A 17,577-nucleotide genomic window follows, 5' to 3' on the forward strand; every position below is an offset into this window, starting at 1 on the left:
AGGTTCCGTCGTTTCGCAGGGTGGATTTCGCTTTTCACATCCATCCGCTGAGCGCTTTCAAACCCGAGCGGTGAAGCGTGGTCCACCCTATCCGGAAGGCCGCACTAATTGATGAGTTCCGCGCCAGTCAGCGTCGCCTCGGGCAGAGTCGGCGGTGCGGGGCTTATCTGCATGTACTTGATGCTTTCCCGCGGGATCAGCAGCAGGTCGCCATCCACTTCGATGCTGAGGAAGGGAGATTCCAGCTGGATACGCAGTCCCCGGGCGATTTCTACCGGGTTGGCGGTTTGCTGGGGAAAGCGCAAGGCCAGGCGTTGGCCGTCCTGGAAGTGCAGATAGAGGTGCTTGATCGGTTTCATGGGCGTGCTCCCGGCGGTGGCGGCCGGGAGCCGCCGATCCTAGTTGCGATCGGCGATCACACCGATCACGAAGAAGACTAGTAGCAGGACGGGCGCCAGGGTGTAGTTGTTGAAGTAGCCCAGACCTTTGGCCAGCCAGGGCGTCAGGTAGATCATCGCCAGTCCGTAGCCCACCGCGCAGAGCAGTACGAAGAGCAGGGTGCGGAACAGGAAGTTGAGGCTACCGATGCGCTGCTGCACCCAGGCGTTCAGGGCGGGCCCGAACAGCACCAGGACGGTGGCCATTATGGCCAGGGCAATATCGTGCAGGTGGCCGCGGCTCCAGCGCGAGAGGGTGGCGATCAGGTCCAGTACGACTTCCATCCAGAGGGTCCTTGGCGAAATGGTTCGGGGGCAGACGATTCCAAATCCGTGGTGTGCCCGTCAAGGCAGGAAATGCTGCAGCAGGTCGTTGAGGAACAGCTGGCCTTCGCGGGTGGCAACCAGGCGTTGCGGGTCCTTCAGCAGTAGACCGCGGGCCTCTGCTTCGCTACGCGCCGCTGCCAGGCTGGCCAGCGGCATGCCGGTGCGCTGAGTGAACAACTCCGCGGGCACGCCGTCCGTGAGGCGCAGCACGTTCATGAGGAATTCGAAGGGCAGTTCGTCATGGTCGAGGTGGCGTTCGCCGGCCTGGAAGCGTTTGGAGGAATCCAGATAGTCCTTCGGCAGGCGGGTTTTCCAGCTGCGGATGATGCGGCCTTCCGGGCTGCTCATTTTGGCGTGGGCGCCGGCACCGATGCCGAGGAAGTCGCCGAAGCTCCAGTAGTTGAGGTTGTGCCGTGCGCGCTGGCCGTCACGGGCATAGGCGGACACTTCGTACTGCGCGTACCCCTCTTCGGCCAGTAGCGCCTGACCGGCCTCCTGGATGTCCCAAAGGATGTCGTCCTCGGGCAGCTCCGGCGGCTGGTTCCAGAACACCGTGTTTGGCTCCATGGTCAGCTGGTACCAGGAGAGGTGCGTCGGTCCCTGGGCGATGGCTGTGCGCAGGTCTTCCAGGGCATCTTCCTGGGACTGGTCGGGCAGGCCGTGCATCAGATCCAGGTTGAAATTATCGAAGCCGGCCTTGCGAGCCATGTCGGCAGCGCGCACGGCTTCTTCGCCGTTGTGGATGCGTCCCAGGGCCTTGAGCTTGGCTTCCTGGAAGCTCTGTACGCCGATGGAGAGACGGTTGATGCCGAGCTGCCGGTACGCGGCGAACTTGGCCTGCTCGAAGGTGCCGGGGTTGGCTTCGAGGGTGATCTCGATATCGCGGGCGAAGGGTACCCGCTGCTCCACGCCATCCAGCAACCTTCCGATGGCGTTGGCACTGAACAGGCTGGGTGTGCCGCCACCGAAGAAGATCGACGTCAGTGAGCGACCATGGACATGGCCGAGGTCCTGGTCCATGTCCGCAAGCAGGGCATCGATGTAGGCCTCTTCAGGCAGTTCGGAGCCTGCGGCATGGGAGTTGAAGTCGCAGTAGGGGCACTTGCGCACGCACCAGGGGATATGGACATAGAGCGCCAGGGGCGGGAGCTGGAAGCCGATCTCCCGGTCTCCAGCCTCCGGGTGCGAGGCCGTGCCTTTCATATACCCAGCCGCTGCTTGAGCAGGGCCATGGCACGGGCGCGGTGGCTGAGTTGGTTCTTGTCGATCGGAGACAGTTCGGCGCTGGAGCAGCCGCATTCGGGGACCCAGAACAGCGGGTCGTAGCCGAAGCCCTGCTCGCCACGGGCTTCGAACAGGATGCTGCCGCGCCAGATGCCTTCACAGAGGATCGGCAGCGGGTCATCGGCGTGGCGCATCAGCGCCAGGCTGCAGATGAACTGCGCGCCGCGCTCGGCCTCGGGGACGTCGCTCAGGGCCTCGAGCAGTTTGGCGTTGTTCGCCGCGTCGCCCTTGCCGTCGGCATAGCGTGCCGAGTAGATGCCCGGCGCACCGCCGAGGAAGTCCACCGCCAGGCCGGAGTCGTCGGCCAGCGCCGGCAAGCCGGACACCTTTGCCGCATTGCGGGCCTTGAGAATGGCGTTCTCGACGAAGGACAGGCCGGTTTCTTCCGGCTCGACGTCGCTGAACTCGGCGATGGAGCGCACTTTCACGCTGTCGCCGAGCATGGCCTGGAGTTCCTTGAGTTTGCCGGCGTTGTGGCTGGCCAGCACCAGTTCATTGAAGGGCATCATTCGTCGGGGAAGAATTCCTGGTCGAAGCTGAAGCTGTGGGCGGCTTCGTCTCCGCGTTGCACATTGAGGGTGAAATTGAGCATTTCACGCTCGTTGAAGGGGAACTGCGCGAGGTAGTAAATGGCCTCGCCTTCGCTGATTTGCTTGAACTGCAGTGGCGTGACCTGGCCAAGCAGGTTCTTCACCTGGCCGCTGACCTGGGCCGTGCTGGCCTTGCCAGCCTTGAGCACAGCGACGTTGACCACGCCTTGGGTCTTGCTGCGGGTCAGGCCCACGGCGGCGGCGATGTCCGGCTGCAGGAAACTCGAGTTGAACGCGTTGTAGTGCACGTCCAGGTCGCCAAAGGTCTGTTTGCGCTCGGCGGCTGCCGGCAGCGCCAGGCAAAGGGCGAAAAGGAACAGGGCTAGACGACGCATGGTGTGCCTCCTTTGTTCAGACCGCGACGCGGTGATCCGCAAGACTCGGGCCGCTGACGCGATAGATGCCGATCTCACCCAACAGATTAGGCCAAACGCGGCTGGGCAGGTTGTGCCGGTGCTCGTTGTCCACGGCGAGTCGGTCGAGCACTTTCACGTGCATTTGGCGGCATAGCGCCTCGAAGTCCTTGAAGGTGCAGAAGTGGATGTTCGGCGTGTTGTACCAGGTGTAGGGCAGGAATTCCGATACCGGCATGCGGCCGTAGCGAGCGAGGTGCCAGCGGCAGCGCCAGTGGCCGAAGTTGGGGAAGGTGATGATGCACTCACGGCCGACCCGCAGCATTTCCTGGAGGATGCGATCGGGGTAGTGCACGGCCTGCAGCGCCTGGGTCATCACCACGACGTCGAAGCTGTTGCTGGCGAAATTGCCCAGGCCCTTGTCCAGGTCCTGCTCGATCACGTTCACGCCCCGGTCAATGCAGTGAGCGATGTTTTCCGAGTCGATTTCCAGGCCATAGCCGCTGACCTGCTTGTTGTCGCGCAGCCAGGCCAGCAACTCGCCACGGCCGCAGCCAAGGTCGAGCACCCGGCTGCCGGCGGGAATCCAGTCCTGGATGATTTCTAGGTCGGCACGCATGGGTTACACCGCAATCCTTTTCATGTAGCTGCTGAAGGCCTGGAGGTAGCGCGGAATCGGCATGAGGAAGGCATCGTGGCCCTGGGGGGCGTCGATTTCCAGGTAGTTGACGTTCTTTCGCGCGGCGATGAGGGCATCGACGATTTCCCGCGAGCGGGCCGGGGAGAAGCGCCAGTCGGTGGTGAAGGACATCACGCAGAAGTCCGCCTTGGCTCCAGCCAGGGTGCGTGCCAGGTCGCCGTCATGAGGACCGGCCGGGTCGAAGTAGTCCAGCGCCTTGGTCATCAGCAGGTAGGTGTTGGCGTCGAAGCGCCCGGAGAACTCCTCGCCCTGGTAGCGCAGGTAGCTTTCCACCTGGAACTCCACGCTGTGGAAGTCGTAGTTGAGCTTCTCGCTTTTCAGGCCACGGCCGAATTTCTCACCCATGGCGTCGTCCGACAGGTAGGTGATGTGGCCGACCATGCGCGCCAACATCAGGCCGCGCTTGGGGATCACGCCCTGGTCCTGGAAGTGCCCGCCGTGGAAGTCCGGGTCGGTGAGGATGGCCTGGCGCGCCACCTCGTTGAAGGCGATGTTCTGTGCCGAGAGCTTTGGCGCGGAGGCAATGGCCAGGCAGTGGCGTACACGGTCCGGGTAGCTGATGGTCCACTGCAGGGCCTGCATGCCGCCGAGGCTGCCGCCAACCACTGCGGCCCATTGCTGGATGCCCAGGGTATCGGCGAGGCGCGCCTGGCTGTGGACCCAGTCTTCCACCGTCATCACCGGGAAGTCGGCCCCGAAGGGGGTACCGGTGGCCGGGTTGATGCTGGAGGGGCCGGTAGAACCGTTGCAACCGCCGAGGTTGTTCAGGCTGACGACGAAGAACTTCAGAGTGTCGATGGGCTTGCCCGGACCGATGCAACTGTCCCACCAGCCCGGCTTGCGATCCTCCATGCTGTGGTAGCCAGCGGCGTGATGATGGCCGGAGAGCGCATGGCAGATCAGCACTGCATTGCTGTGGTCGGCATTCAGCTCGCCGTAGGTTTCATAAACCAGTTCGTAATTGGCGAGGCTGCGGCCGCAGGCCAGTGCCAGCGGTTCGCTGAAGTGCTGTACCTGGGGGCTGACCAGGCCGACGGAATCTGCGGGAATGGCGGTGGGCATCGCGACCCTGCTCTCAATCTGGGAAGGGCGCCAGTCTAAAGAGCGCCGCCCCCTGCGGCAAGCGCAGGGGGCGGCGGCTAAAGCGTTGAATAATCAGGCGCTGCGGGCGTTCAGGCGGACTCGCCACCGTGATGTTTGCGAGCTGCCACAGGCAGGTTGACCACCTTGCCCATCCGCTGCATCGGCGAGGGAAGGCGGAAAGTCCGGAGCATTTCGTTGGCTTCGCTGATCTGCTGCTCCAGTTCCTCGGTGTAGCGCTCCAGCTGCTGACCGCGTTGGCGGGTGAGCTGGGTTTCCTGGGCCAGGGCCTTCAGGCGCAACATGTGGGTTTCCAGAAGCTGCTTGTGCTCCAGGGTGTGCTGCATCAGCGGCATCAGCGCATCGCCAGCCCATTGTGCGACTTCCAGGCGCAGGCGCTGGTGCATGCCGATGACTTCCTGCACCAGAGTGTCGAAGAAACGTTTGCCGAGCTGGCGTTGCTCGGTCAGCAGGGTCTTGGGATGCAGGCGGAACTGGTCGGCCTTGGAGCGCAGCTGTCCAAGCTCGCGCAGGTAGCGCTGCACATTGAACTGCGGCGCATCGACCCCGTTCAGCGGGTTCTCTTCGTTGTGCCGGCGGTAGATGGCCGCAACCATCTTGTTGGCCATCTCGGCTTCGTGTTCGAGGTTGTGCAGGTCGAGCGCCACGGAACGGAAGAAGTGCAGGATGCCCTGGTTGATGCCGACGGTTGTCCAGCTGCCGGTGAGTTCGCGGCGCAGACGTGCCAGGTGTTCTTCCAGGTGCTCCGTACGGGCGGCATTGCGCAGGGCGTCGCCCTGGCGCTTGAGCAGGCGCTGGTTAGTCTTCAGGCCGAGGAGGCGGCGGTGGTGCTGAGCATGATCCTGTTTGGTGCGCGCCGTCAGCTCGAAGAGCATCTGGCCGTTGTCCTGTTGGTGGCTGTCGAGCATCGCCTGCTGCTCTCGCACTTTTTCCAGGCGCAGGTTGAGCACATGCAGGCTGTTCTGCAGCAGGGCCATCATCTGATGCGCCACGTGATCCTCGATCAGGCGCTCCTTCTGCGTGACGATCCGATCGCAGAGCAGCTCTTCCAGCGCGCCGATCTGGCTGCGCGCGAGAAGCTCCCTGTCGTTGCGCACCTTGGCCAGCAGCGCCTGCTTGGCCGACAACGGCAGCACTTCGTCGCTGCGGATACCGAGCTGGCGGGCAGTGGTTTCCTGGATGCGGCGGATGGCGTTCTGCACAAATTTCTCGCCGGCGAGGTCGTCCCAGAGCACGTCGATCTTGTTCAGTACCGCGAACAGATGAGACTGGGTGTCTTCATCAAGCTGGCGGATGTGCTGCTGCCAGACGTCCATGTCACTGGCGGTGACGCCGGTATCGGCTGAGAGCAGGAAGACGATGGCCTGGGCGGCGGGCAACATCGACAGGGTCAGCTCCGGTTCGCTGCCGAGGGCATTCAGGCCGGGGGTGTCGAGGATGCGCAGGCCCTGGCGCAGCAGCGGATGATCGAAGTTGACCATGGCGTGGCGCCAGGCCGGGACCAGCACTTCGCCGGGGCGGCCGGTGGGGTCGAGCATGTCCGGGTGGAAACCGAGCTGGATGGCCTGCTCCACTGGCATCGGCTTGGTACGCGCAACCTGGGCGAAGGCCTGGATCATGTTGTCCGGGTCGCTTGGGTCCAGAGGGATGTTCACCCAGTGTCGGGGCGCCCGCTTGAACTGAGAGACGCTGGCTTCGGCCATGCGTGACTCGATGGGCAGCAGGCGGATGTAAGAGCGTTCGGAGCGAGGATCGTAGAACAGCTCGGTGGGGCACATGGTCGTGCGCCCAGCCTGGGATGGCAGCATGCGCTGGCCAAACTCGGAGAAGAACAGGCAGTTGATCAGCTCGGTCTTGCCGCGGGAGAACTCGCCGACGAAGGCCAGGGTGATGTGGTCGGTGCGCAGGAGGCGCTGAGCACGTTCCAGTTTGGTGGAGAGTGCGTCGGAGTTGAGCCGGTTATGTTCCAGCCAGCTTCTATAGCGGGTGATCTCCCGCAACAACTCACGTTTCCAGGCGACGTAGGCGTCGACTTGCTGACTGAGACGCTCCATGCTCATTCAGGCTCTCCTCGTGAACACGCATCCTGCGTACGGGAATGGATAAAACTCGAATCGGGTTGTCGACGACGCTGGTGGTCGCACCACGCCCGCCGGAGATCGGCTCCGGGACGAGGTAAAGGCAGAGTGCCAGCCTGTCATTGCTCGGCATTATGCGCCTTGGGGGATGGCCGTCAATCGCCGGGCAGGCGATGCCCGCCTTAAGGTCGGTCAGGGTTGCCGAGCGGTCAATCCGGGAAGGTCTGGGAGGGCTCGCGGGGACCGGATACGTACCCGCTTCTGGCGGTTCAGTTCACCGCTTTCCAGGGTCACCTGGCTCTTGGAGACACCGAAGGCCTCCGCCAGGAAGGCCATCAGGTGGGTATTGGCCTTGCCTTCCACCGGTGGTGCGGTGAGGCGGATCTTCAGGCGCTCGCCGTGCAGCCCGGCGAACTCGTCTCGGCTCGCCTTGGGCTGCAGGTGGCAGTCGAGGATCAGGTCCTCTCCTGCCCAGCGATACCAGCTCATGGGGAGATCAGAGGAATGGGCTGAGGATCTGCGGCATGCCGGTCATGGCGGCGAGGTTGCCGATGACCAGCATATCCAGCAGTTTCAGCGCAATGAAGGCGAAGATCGGCGAAATATCCAAGCCGCCGAGATTCGGTAACAGCTTGCGGAACGGCATCAGCAGCGGCTCGCAGATCTGGTTCACCAGCTGCGCGCCGGGGTTGTAGCTGCCCGGCGCGACCCAGGACAGGATCACGCTGATGATCAGGGCGAAGAAGAACACCTTCAGGAACAGCGAGGTGACGCCAATGATCGACCAGATCAGCAACTGCAGCAGGTAGCCGCCGACGCCGTAGCCCATCAGGGTCAGGGTGACGACCATCAGCAGGAGCTGGACCAGGATCGCCAGCACCAGTGAGGCGAGATCGAGCCCGCCGAAGCCGGGGATGATCTTGCGCAGAGGGTTGAGCAGCGGTTTGGTGGCGCGCACCACGAACTGGCTCAGGGGGTTGTAGAAGTCGGCGCGCACCAGTTGCAGGATGAAACGCAGCAGGACGATCAGCAGGTAGAGGCTGCCGAGGGTCTGGATCACGTAGATGGCGGCGGTGTTGAGTCCGGTCATCGAAAGCTCCTTATTGGCCCAGTTGTTCGGCCAGTTCGGCAGAACGCCGGTCGGCGGCGTTCAGGGCCTGTTGCACCAGGGCTTCAAAGCCTCCGGCCTGGAAAGTCTTGATCGCCGCTTCGGTGGTGCCGTTGGGCGAGGTGACGCGCCGGCGCAGCTCGGCGGCGTCCACGTCACTGGATACCGCCATGCGCGCGGCACCCAGGGCGGTTTGCAAGGTCAACTGCTCGGCGGTGGCGCGGGGCAGGCCGAGTTTTTCGCCGGCGGCGGTCATCGCTTCCATCAGCAGGAAGAAGTAGGCCGGGCCGCTGCCGGATACAGCGGTCACGGCGTCGATCAGCTTCTCTTCGTCCAGCCATAGTGCGATGCCCACGGCAGACAGCAGCTGCTCGGCCTGTTCGCGCTGGGCGGCGCTGACCTCGGCGTTGGCGTACAGGCCGCTGACGCCCTGGCGCAGCAGCGCCGGAGTGTTGGGCATGCAGCGTACGATCGGGCGCGCGCCAAGCCAGGTGGACAGGCTGGCGCAGGTGATGCCGGCGGCAATGGAGACCACCAGTTGGCCGTCCTTGAGGCTGGGCGCAAGGGCCTGGCAAACGGTTTTCATGACTTGCGGCTTGGTTGCGAGAACCACCACGTCCGCACCTTGTACAGCGTCGGCGTTGCTTTCCACCACTTCTATGCCGTGCTCGGCGGCGACTTTCGCGCGCTGCTCTGCACCGGGGTCGCTGGCGCGGATATGGTCGGCGGCGACGCCCTGGGCGCGCAGGCCGCCGATCAGGCTGGCGGCCATGTTGCCGGCGCCGATGAATGCAATGCGGGGAGTGCTCATCAATGCTTCCTTATGAATGCGAAGGCTGGCCGTAGTCGCGGGCGCCGAATAGCGCGGTGCCGATCCGCACCCAGGTGGCGCCTTCGGCGATGGCCGCTTCGAGGTCATGGCTCATGCCCATGGACAGGGTGTCCAGGGAGGGGTTCAGTGCTGCCTGCAACTGGCGCAGGCGAGCGAAGGCGGCATGCTGCTCCGCCAGGTCATCAGTAGGTTCCGGGATAGCCATCAGGCCGCGCAGGCGCAAGTTCGGCAAGTCGCTCACGGCGACGGCAAGGGCCGGCAGCTCCTCAGGGGTGCAGCCGGATTTGCTGGCCTCGCCACTGACGTTCACCTGTAGACAGATGTTCAGCGGCGGCATCCCGGCGGGGCGCTGGGCGGAAAGGCGCTCGGCGATCTTCAGGCGGTCCACCGAATGCACCCAGTCGAAATGTTCAGCAATGGATTTGGTCTTGTTCGACTGAATCGGGCCGATGAAATGCCAGGTCAGCGGAAGGTCGGCCAGCTCGATTTGCTTGGTCAGGGCTTCCTGCAGATAGTTTTCGCCGAAATCGACGATTCCTGAGGCGAACGCGTCGCGGATTGCGGCTGCGGGTTTGGTCTTGCTCACGGCCAGCAGGCCGATACTGGAAAATTCTCTCCCGGAGGCTTGCGCCGCCTCACGGATACGCGCGCGAACCTTTGCAATATTGTCTGCTATCGTGGACATTACCTGCGCTCTACAGCCCGGCCTGAGTGGGGTCTGCGGCATTCTAACTGCCGCTGAAAAATGTAGCGAGCGACGGCCAGGCTTGTCGGCTTCGCGAGCCGCTAGCCTGGCGCAGTGATCATTCAGCGGTCTGCAAACCGTTTGCTTCGAATTGGGGAGCCCCATGGACATTACTGAGCTGCTTGCCTTCAGCGCCAAGCAGGGCGCTTCGGACCTGCATCTCTCGGCCGGCCTGCCACCCATGATTCGCGTCGATGGCGACGTGCGCCGGATCAACCTTCCGGCCCTGGACCACAAGCAGGTCCACGCGTTGATCTACGACATCATGAACGACAAGCAGCGCAAGGATTTCGAGGAGTTCCTCGAGACAGACTTCTCCTTCGAAGTCCCGGGCGTCGCACGTTTCCGGGTCAACGCCTTCAACCAGAACCGCGGCGCCGGCGCCGTGTTCCGGACCATTCCTTCCAAGGTGTTGAGCATGGAGGACCTGGGGATGGGAGAGATCTTCAAGAAGATCTCAGACGTTCCCCGCGGCCTGGTGCTGGTCACCGGCCCCACCGGCTCGGGCAAGTCCACCACGCTGGCGGCGATGCTCGACTACCTGAACAGCACCAAGTACCACCACATCCTCACCGTGGAAGATCCGATCGAATTCGTCCACGAATCGAAGAAGTGCCTGATCAACCAGCGGGAAGTGCACCGCGATACGCTCGGCTTCAACGAAGCCCTGCGCTCGGCACTGCGTGAAGACCCGGACATCATCCTGGTGGGTGAGATGCGTGACCTGGAGACCATCCGCCTGGCGCTGACCGCCGCGGAAACCGGTCACCTGGTATTCGGCACCCTGCACACCACCTCCGCGGCCAAGACCATCGACCGCGTGGTCGACGTATTCCCTGCCGAGGAAAAGTCCATGGTCCGCTCCATGCTCTCCGAGTCCCTGCAGTCGGTGATTTCCCAGACCCTGCTGAAGAAGATCGGCGGCGGTCGGGTGGCGGCTCACGAGATCATGATCGGCACCCCGGCAATCCGTAACCTGATTCGCGAAGACAAGGTGGCGCAGATGTATTCCGCCATCCAGACCGGCGGCTCGCTCGGCATGCAGACCCTCGACATGTGCCTCAAGGGGCTTGTCGCCAAGGGACTGGTCAGTCGTGAAAGCGCGCGGGAAAAGGCCAAGAGCCCGGAAAACTTCTGATTCGCCTGAGCGGCCAGCGAGAACGTCATGGAATTCGAGAAACTGTTGCGCCTGATGGTGGAAAAAGGCGGTTCCGACCTCTTCGTCACGGCGGGCGTGCCGCCATCGATGAAGGTCAATGGCAAGATCATGCCGGTGACCAAGAACCCCATGTCGCCGGAAATGACGCGGGAAACCGTGATGGGCGTGATGAATGAACAGCAGCGGCGCGACTTCGCAGAGAACCACGAGTGCAACTTCGCCATCAGTGCGCGGGGCATTGGTCGCTTCCGGGTCAGTGCCTTCTACCAGCGCAACCTGATAGGCATGGTGTTGCGTCGGATCGAGACCACCATCCCCACCATCGACGAGCTGAAGCTGCCGGAAATCCTCAAGCAGCTGTCGCTGACCAAACGCGGCCTGGTGCTCTTCGTCGGCGCCACCGGTACCGGTAAGTCCACCTCTCTGGCGGCGATGATCGGCCACCGCAACAAGAACAGCAGCGGTCACATCATTTCCATCGAGGACCCGATCGAGTTCATCCACCAGCATCAGAGCTGCATCGTCACCCAGCGTGAAGTGGGCATCGACACCGAATCCTTCGAGGTGGCCCTGAAGAACACCCTGCGCCAGGCGCCAGACGTGATCCTGATCGGCGAAGTGCGGACCCGCGAGACCATGGACCACGCCATCGCCTTTGCGGAAACCGGTCACCTGTGCCTGGCCACCCTGCACGCCAACAACGCCAACCAGGCGCTGGACCGTATCATCAACTTCTTCCCCGCCGATCGGCAGCAGCAGGTGTGGATGGACCTGTCGCTGAACCTCAAGGCCATCGTCGCCCAGCAACTGGTGCCGACCCCCGACGGCAAGGGGCGTCGCGCGGTGATCGAAGTACTGCTGAACACGCCGCTGGTCGCCGATCTGATCCGCAAGGGCGAGGTCCACGAGCTCAAGGGCCTGATGAAACGCTCTACCGAACACGGCATGCAGACCTTCGACCAGGCGCTCTACAACCTCTATTCCCAGGGCGAGATCACCTACGAAGATGCGCTGCTCTACGCCGACTCGGCGAACGACCTGCGCCTGATGATCAAGCTCGGTTCGGAAACCGATGGTGAGCACCTGCAGCACATGAGCGATGGTCTGTCGCTGCAGGTGAGCGAAGAAGATCCGGGGCGCCGCTTCCGTTAAGCTCGCGCTCCAGGGAAAAGCCCGCTTCGGCGGGCTTCTTCTTGCCCGATTCGACTACACACTGCAGGAGGCAGCATGAACACCCGTCAGGACACCCACAGCAAGGCCATCGGCTACCTGCTCTGGATCTTCGGATTCCTGGGTTCCCATCGTTTCTACTATGGCAAGCCAGTGACCGGGACCATCTGGTTCTTCACCCTTGGCCTGTTCTTCATCGGCTGGATCATCGACCTGTTCCTGATTCCCGCCATGGACCGCGAAGCGGCCCTGCGCTTCAACGCCGGCCAGTACGACTACAACGTCGCCTGGATCCTGCTGACCTTCCTCGGCATCTTCGGCGTGCACCGCATGTATCAGGGCAAGTGGATCAGCGGCATCCTCTACCTGCTAACCGGCGGCTTCTTCCTGATCGGCGTGCTCTACGACTTCTGGACCCTGAACACCCAGGTTTCGGTGCTCAACGCTCGCTGAACTGCGCTTTTCCTTGTGGGGGCCTCGGCCCCTGATGCGCCGCCCCCTTCGTCGGAACCCATGGCGACACCTCACCTTGCGGCCTATGTTCCAGCGTGGGGCGCCCGCTTCGCCCCCCTGCCTGGTTGCGCAAGGAGGTGACGCCATGAACAGTGTCAAAGATGTTCGTCCCGCAGTTCTCGACCTGATCGGCAACACCCCGCTGGTGCGGGTCACCCGCTTCGATACCGGCCCCTGCACCCTGTTCCTCAAGCTCGAATCCCAGAACCCCGGCGGCTCCATCAAGGACCGCATCGGCATTGCCATGATCAGCAGCGCTGAGCGTGATGGCCGGTTGAAGCCCGGCGGCACCATAGTCGAGGCGACGGCCGGCAACACTGGCCTGGGCCTGGCGTTGGTGGGCCGGGCCAAGGGCTACCGCGTGGTACTGGTGGTGCCGGACAAGATGTCCACCGAGAAAGTGCTGCACCTGAAGGCCATGGGCGCCGAGGTGCACATTACCCGCTCGGATGTCGGCAAGGGCCATCCGGAGAACTACCAGGACCTGGCTGGCCGTCTCGCCGGGCAGATTCCCGGCGCCTTCTTCGCCGATCAGTTCAATAACCCGGCCAATCCGCTGGCCCACGAATGCACCACAGGCCCGGAAATCTGGCAGCAAACCGGACAGGACGTGGACGCCATAGTGGTTGGTGTCGGATCGGCGGGCACCCTTACCGGCCTGACCCGCTATTTCCGCCGAGTGCAGCCCGACCTGGAAATGGTCCTGGCCGATCCGGTGGGCTCCATCGTTGCCGAATACACCCGCAGTGGCACCCTCGGTACCCCTGGCTCCTGGGCGGTGGAGGGCATTGGCGAGGACTTCATCCCCGGGATCGCCGACCTCTCCAGCGTGGGACGTGCCTACTCCATCAGCGACGAGGAAAGCTTCGGCCATGCCCGCGAGTTGCTGCGTAACGAGGGGATACTCGGCGGTTCATCCACCGGCACGCTGCTGGCCGCGGCGCTTCGCTATTGCCGCGAGCAGAAGACGCCCAAGCGGGTGGTCAGCTTCGTCTGCGACACCGGCACCCGCTACCTCTCTAAGATCTACAACGACCAGTGGATGACCGACCAGGGCCTGCTGGCGCGCAAGCGCTATGGCGACCTGCGCGACATCATCGCGCGGCGTTACGAGGACGGCCGGGTGATCAGTGTGGGGCCGGACGACACCCTGCTCACCGCCTTCCAGCGCATGCGCCTGGCGGATGTCTCGCAGCTCCCGGTGCTCCGGGACGGGCACCTGGCTGGGGTGGTGGATGAGTCCGATATCCTGCTTGGCGTGCACACCGACGCCACGCACTTCCGCCAACCGGTGGCGAGCGTCATGACCGCCCGCCTGGAGACCCTGGCGCCGAATGCCAGCCTGGCCGAACTGCAGGCGGAGCTCGACCGTGGGCTGGTCGCCATCATTGCCGACGCGTCTGGCTTCCACGGCCTGATCACCCGTTCCGACCTGCTTAACCACCTGCGGAGGACCCTTGCATGAGTCAGCAGGACGACACCTTCCCGCGCGCCTTCGCCACCCGCGTGATCCATGCTGGCCAGGCGCCCGACCCGTCGACCGGCGCCATCATGCCGCCGATCTACGCCAACTCCACCTATGCGCAGGAAAGCCCCGGCGTGCACAAGGGGCTGGACTACGGGCGCTCCCACAACCCCACGCGCTGGGCCCTGGAACGCTGCGTCGCGGACCTTGAAGGCGGCGCCCAGGCCTTCGCCTTCGCCTCAGGGTTGGCGGCAATCTCCACGGTGCTGGAGCTGCTCGACAGCGGTTCACACATCGTCGCCAGCAACGATCTCTACGGTGGCACCTTCCGCCTGTTCGAGCGGGTGCGCAGGGTCAGCGCCGGGCACCGCTTCAGCTTCGTCGACTTCAGCGACATCGGTGCGATCGGTGCGGCGCTCACCGACGACACCCGCATGCTCTGGGTGGAAACGCCGAGCAACCCACTACTGCGCCTGGCCGACCTCAGCGCCATCGTGGCGCTTTGCCGAGGGCGCGGCATCATCCTCGCGGCCGACAACACCTTCGCCAGCCCATGGGTGCAGCGGCCGCTGGACCTGGGCTTCGATCTGGTGGTGCACTCCACCACCAAATACCTCAATGGCCACTCGGATGTGATCGGTGGCATCGCCATCGTCTCCGGCGACAGCCGCTGCGAGCCGCTGCGCGAGCGCCTGGGTTTCCTGCAGAACGCCGTGGGTGCAATCGCCGGGCCCTTCGACGCCTTCCTCACCCTGCGCGGGGTGAAGACCCTGGCGTTACGCATGGAGCGCCACTGCAGCAATGCCCTGGAACTGGCTCGCTGGCTGGAGCGCCAGCCTCAGGTGGCGCGGGTCTACTACCCTGGCCTGGAGTCGCATCCGCAACATGTGCTGGCGCAGCGGCAGATGCACGGTTTCGGCGGGATGATCTCCCTGGACCTGGCCAGCGACCTGGCGGGAACCCGGCGCTTCCTCGAAGCGGTGCGAATCTTCACCCTGGCCGAGAGCCTGGGCGGCGTGGAGAGTCTGATCGAGCACCCGGCGATCATGACCCATGCCAGCATCCCGGCGGAGATTCGCGCGGAGCTGGGCATTGGCGATTCGCTGGTGCGGCTATCGGTGGGTGTGGAAGACCTGGAGGACCTGCGCGCAGACCTGGCGCAGGCGTTGGGGAGGGTTTGAGGACGTCAACGCTACTTCGTGAGGTGGGGCTCTTCCCCCTCTCCCCAGCCCTCTCCCTCAGGGAGAGGGGGCATTCTGTGCCAGGAGGTCAGGCCCTGAGTCGCCCCTCTCCCGCTTGCGGGAGAGGGGCGGGTGGAGGGAGTCAGTTCCCAGGCACCAACTTCAACGTCTCGCGGCTATTGGCTTTCACCTCATCCTCGGCGAAGTGCATCGGCACGTACTCGCCACGGATGTAAGCCTCGGCCTGGTCCTTGTAGTGACGGTCGAAAGGAACGCCGCTCTGGCCCACCGGGTTGATGCCCAGGGCATGTTCGGCGTCCGCCAGGTCGATCAGGCGGCGCGTTGAGGGGCCATAGAACACTTCCCAGGGTGCCGGGCCGACGCGCTGGGACAGGTTGTTGGGCACTTCGTGGCCGCCAGGTGCGGCGAAGGGACCGACGTTGAACAGCAGGTTCAGCGGTTTCTGCTGCCCCAGCGGATGGCTGTGGGTCAGGGTATGGCCGTTGCCCCACTGCCATTTCGAGCTGTCTTCGCCGAGGGTCTTCTTCAGGTGCGCCAGGCTGGCCTGCCAGGCAGCCTTGACCACATCCGCGCGGGTTTCCTTCTGCGGTGTATCGCGTTTGTCCCACCAGGGCGAGGCCGGCTCATTGGTCAGGCGCGGCAGGGCAGAGTCCAGGATGCGCGTCTGCAGCAGGCTGTCGAAGAAGGCATCACCCAGCTCGTCGCGCATCAGTGCATTGGACAGCTCGTAGGTGAGCTGGTTGAACAGGGTGGCGGCAGTGGAATCCAGCGGGTGGTCGCCTTGCCAGTTGGCGAGCTGCTCCACCAGGCCGCGCTCGGCGTCGTCGGTTGCGGCAGCACGCAGGTCGCCGAGGATCGGCGCGAGCAGGCGCGGGCCATAGCCGGTGGTGGTGTCCAGTTGCAGCGCCTGGCTGTTCTGCACGTCCCACTTCACGCCGGACTCGGCCAGACGCTGGTTCAGGCGTACGCCGCGATCCGGCAAGTTGTAGTAGCCCGGAATGGCGACGCCGGTCGGCGACAGCGGTTGATAGTTGGCCGAGACGATAAAGCCGCGCTGCGGATTTTCCTCGTGGGGGTTGGCGCTGAAGGGCAGATAGCCAGGCTTGTCGGCTTCGCCGGTACTGCCGTTGAGGATGAAGTAGGGATTCACGCCGTCCGGGCGTTGCGGCAGCTTCGCTGCAGCCCACCAGCCGATGTCACCGCTGGCGTTGGCCCAGATGATGTTGAGGCCGGGTGAATGGATTTTCTCGGAGGCGGCACGGGCCTTGTCCAGGCTGTCCGCGCGGTTGAGCTGGTAGAAGGCATCGAGGATCGGGTTCTCGGTCTCCAGGAAGGCCCACCACATGGCGATCGGCGTCTTGCCGGCGGCCGCGCCCAGGGCGTCATTGATGATCGGGCCGTGGGGCGAGCGGCGCAGGGTCAGCTTCACCGGTTCGCCATCCTTGACCTGGATGGTTTCCTCGCGGCTTTCCAGGTTGACCCACTGCCCCTGGTACCAGACCTGGTCGGGATTGTCCGGATTGCTCTTTTCGGCGATCAGGTCGAGGTCATCGTTCTGGAACATGGTCAGGCTCCAGGCGAACTGCCGGTTGTGCCCCAGGGACGCAACCGGGTTCAGGGCCTGGTGGTGGCCATAGAGCTCGAAGCCCGGATAGCTCAATTGCGCCTCGTACCACACCGCCGGAACGGCGAAACGGATATGCGGGTCGCCGGCGAGCAGCGGTTTGCCGCTGGCGGTGTGGCTGCCGGAAACCGCCCAGGCATTGCTGCCCTCGAACTGTGGCAGGCCGGCTTCGACCAGCGCTTGCTGGCTGAGCCTGGCGAGGCGGTTGAGGTCTTGCCAGTCGCCCTGGGCGAGAGGTTGGCCGATCACGCCTTCGGGGTGCCAGTCGAGATCGAAGGCCTTCAGGTAGTCGGCGCCCAGTTCATCACGCACGTAGGTGATCGCCGGCTCGGTACGGAAGGCGGCGGCGAAGCTGTAGGCCATGTAGCCGGCCACGGAGATGGTGTCGGCGATGGTAAAGGGGCGCTTCTCGATACCCAGCAGGTCGAACTCCACCGGTGCCGGGCGGCTGTCCTGATACTGGTTGATGCCGTCGAGATAGGCCTGCAGGGCCTTTGTGGCAGGGCTGTCCTTGTCCATCTTGCTGGCGTAAGCGTCGGCGTGGGCGCGGATTCCCAGGGTGCGGAACAGGCGGTCGGTGTCCACCAGGCGGGCGCCGAGGATTTCGGCAAGCTCACCGCGCGACAGGCGGCGCAGCATTTCCATCTGGAACAGGCGGTCCTGGGCATGGACGAAGCCCAGGGCACGGTACATGTCGGCTTCGTTGGCGGCCTGGATATGGGGTACGCCACGCTCGTCGTAGCGCACTGTCACCGGGGCCTGGAGGTTGGCCATGGCAAGCTCGCCGTCGCGCACGGGCTTCTTGCTCTCGCTGTACCAGGTGGCGCCGCCGGCAGCCGCTGCGATCAGGACGGCCAGGACAGTCAGGGTGCGTTTCATGCACGAAATT

18 protein-coding genes are annotated in these 17,577 nt (G+C 64.1%); 5 read left to right on the forward strand and 13 right to left on the reverse strand.

The window, feature by feature from the left end; all coding sequences use genetic code 11:
* Positions 1-104: 104 nt before the first annotated feature.
* The 12 genes from SA496_RS27300 to SA496_RS27355 form a co-directional block, all read right to left on the reverse strand.
* The gene (locus SA496_RS27300; RefSeq protein WP_120653597.1) at positions 105-359 is read right to left on the reverse strand and encodes a hypothetical protein; all 255 of its coding nucleotides are present in this window, start codon (positions 357-359) and stop codon (positions 105-107) included.
* Between the two features lie 39 nt (positions 360-398).
* Positions 399-722 carry a DUF3392 domain-containing protein gene (locus SA496_RS27305; RefSeq protein ID WP_120653596.1) on the reverse strand — a complete coding sequence of 108 codons (324 nt, stop codon included), beginning with the start codon at positions 720-722 and terminating at the stop codon, positions 399-401.
* A gap of 60 nt (positions 723-782) precedes the next feature.
* Positions 783-1,967 carry a radical SAM family heme chaperone HemW gene (gene hemW, locus SA496_RS27310; protein WP_120653595.1) on the reverse strand — a complete coding sequence of 395 codons (1,185 nt, stop codon included), beginning with the start codon at positions 1,965-1,967 and terminating at the stop codon, positions 783-785.
* Entirely contained in the window at positions 1,964-2,557 is a 594-nt protein-coding gene (gene rdgB, locus SA496_RS27315) for an RdgB/HAM1 family non-canonical purine NTP pyrophosphatase (RefSeq protein WP_120653594.1), read from the reverse strand. Before rdgB ends, hemW begins: the two co-directional genes overlap by 4 nt.
* Complete coding sequence (locus tag SA496_RS27320; RefSeq protein ID WP_077524144.1) at positions 2,554-2,973, reverse strand: DUF4426 domain-containing protein; 420 nt, start codon at positions 2,971-2,973, stop codon at positions 2,554-2,556. Before SA496_RS27320 ends, rdgB begins: the two co-directional genes overlap by 4 nt.
* Before the next feature lie 16 nt (positions 2,974-2,989).
* Positions 2,990-3,610, reverse strand: coding sequence for a methionine biosynthesis protein MetW (metW, locus tag SA496_RS27325; protein WP_330114758.1), 621 nt, complete (start codon positions 3,608-3,610; stop codon positions 2,990-2,992).
* Positions 3,611-3,613: 3 nt separating this feature from the next.
* Positions 3,614-4,753, reverse strand: a complete 1,140-nt coding sequence (metX, locus tag SA496_RS27330) for a homoserine O-succinyltransferase MetX (protein ID WP_120653592.1) — start codon at positions 4,751-4,753, stop codon at positions 3,614-3,616.
* 110 nt (positions 4,754-4,863) lie between these two features.
* Complete coding sequence (locus SA496_RS27335; RefSeq protein ID WP_330114759.1) at positions 4,864-6,852, reverse strand: dynamin-like GTPase family protein; 1,989 nt, start codon at positions 6,850-6,852, stop codon at positions 4,864-4,866.
* 210 nt (positions 6,853-7,062) lie between these two features.
* Complete coding sequence (locus SA496_RS27340) at positions 7,063-7,359, reverse strand: DUF167 domain-containing protein (protein WP_120653590.1); 297 nt, start codon at positions 7,357-7,359, stop codon at positions 7,063-7,065.
* A 7-nt stretch (positions 7,360-7,366) separates the two neighbouring features.
* Entirely contained in the window at positions 7,367-7,960 is a 594-nt protein-coding gene (locus SA496_RS27345; RefSeq protein WP_120653589.1) for a YggT family protein, read from the reverse strand.
* A gap of 10 nt (positions 7,961-7,970) precedes the next feature.
* Entirely contained in the window at positions 7,971-8,789 is an 819-nt protein-coding gene (gene proC / locus SA496_RS27350) for a pyrroline-5-carboxylate reductase (protein ID WP_120653588.1), read from the reverse strand.
* Positions 8,790-8,799: 10 nt separating this feature from the next.
* Positions 8,800-9,495, reverse strand: coding sequence for a YggS family pyridoxal phosphate-dependent enzyme (locus tag SA496_RS27355; protein WP_330114760.1), 696 nt, complete (start codon positions 9,493-9,495; stop codon positions 8,800-8,802).
* 163 nt (positions 9,496-9,658) lie between these two features.
* Here SA496_RS27355 and pilT point away from each other — a divergent pair, with 163 nt between their 5' ends.
* From pilT to SA496_RS27380, 5 genes are all read left to right on the forward strand, one after another.
* Positions 9,659-10,693 carry a type IV pilus twitching motility protein PilT gene (gene pilT, locus SA496_RS27360; RefSeq protein ID WP_028629028.1) on the forward strand — a complete coding sequence of 345 codons (1,035 nt, stop codon included), beginning with the start codon at positions 9,659-9,661 and terminating at the stop codon, positions 10,691-10,693.
* 27 nt (positions 10,694-10,720) lie between these two features.
* Positions 10,721-11,866: a PilT/PilU family type 4a pilus ATPase gene (locus tag SA496_RS27365; protein ID WP_330114761.1), complete on the forward strand. Its 1,146-nt coding sequence runs from the start codon at positions 10,721-10,723 to the stop codon at positions 11,864-11,866.
* Between the two features lie 75 nt (positions 11,867-11,941).
* Positions 11,942-12,337, forward strand: a complete 396-nt coding sequence (locus tag SA496_RS27370; RefSeq protein ID WP_120653585.1) for an NINE protein — start codon at positions 11,942-11,944, stop codon at positions 12,335-12,337.
* A gap of 145 nt (positions 12,338-12,482) precedes the next feature.
* A complete protein-coding gene (locus tag SA496_RS27375) occupies positions 12,483-13,862 on the forward strand; it encodes a pyridoxal-phosphate dependent enzyme (protein ID WP_330114762.1) in 1,380 nt (459 codons plus the stop codon).
* Positions 13,859-15,043, forward strand: coding sequence for a trans-sulfuration enzyme family protein (locus tag SA496_RS27380; protein ID WP_330114763.1), 1,185 nt, complete (start codon positions 13,859-13,861; stop codon positions 15,041-15,043). The genes SA496_RS27375 and SA496_RS27380 overlap by 4 nt, the downstream gene beginning before the upstream one ends.
* A gap of 142 nt (positions 15,044-15,185) precedes the next feature.
* On the opposite strand, the gene SA496_RS27385 is transcribed toward SA496_RS27380, so the two are convergent.
* The gene (locus SA496_RS27385) at positions 15,186-17,567 is read right to left on the reverse strand and encodes a penicillin acylase family protein (RefSeq protein ID WP_330114764.1); all 2,382 of its coding nucleotides are present in this window, start codon (positions 17,565-17,567) and stop codon (positions 15,186-15,188) included.
* Positions 17,568-17,577: the final 10 nt, after the last annotated feature.

The organism is Pseudomonas sp. JS3066 (genome assembly GCF_036328175.1).
In the GTDB taxonomy this organism is placed as follows: domain Bacteria; phylum Pseudomonadota; class Gammaproteobacteria; order Pseudomonadales; family Pseudomonadaceae; genus Metapseudomonas.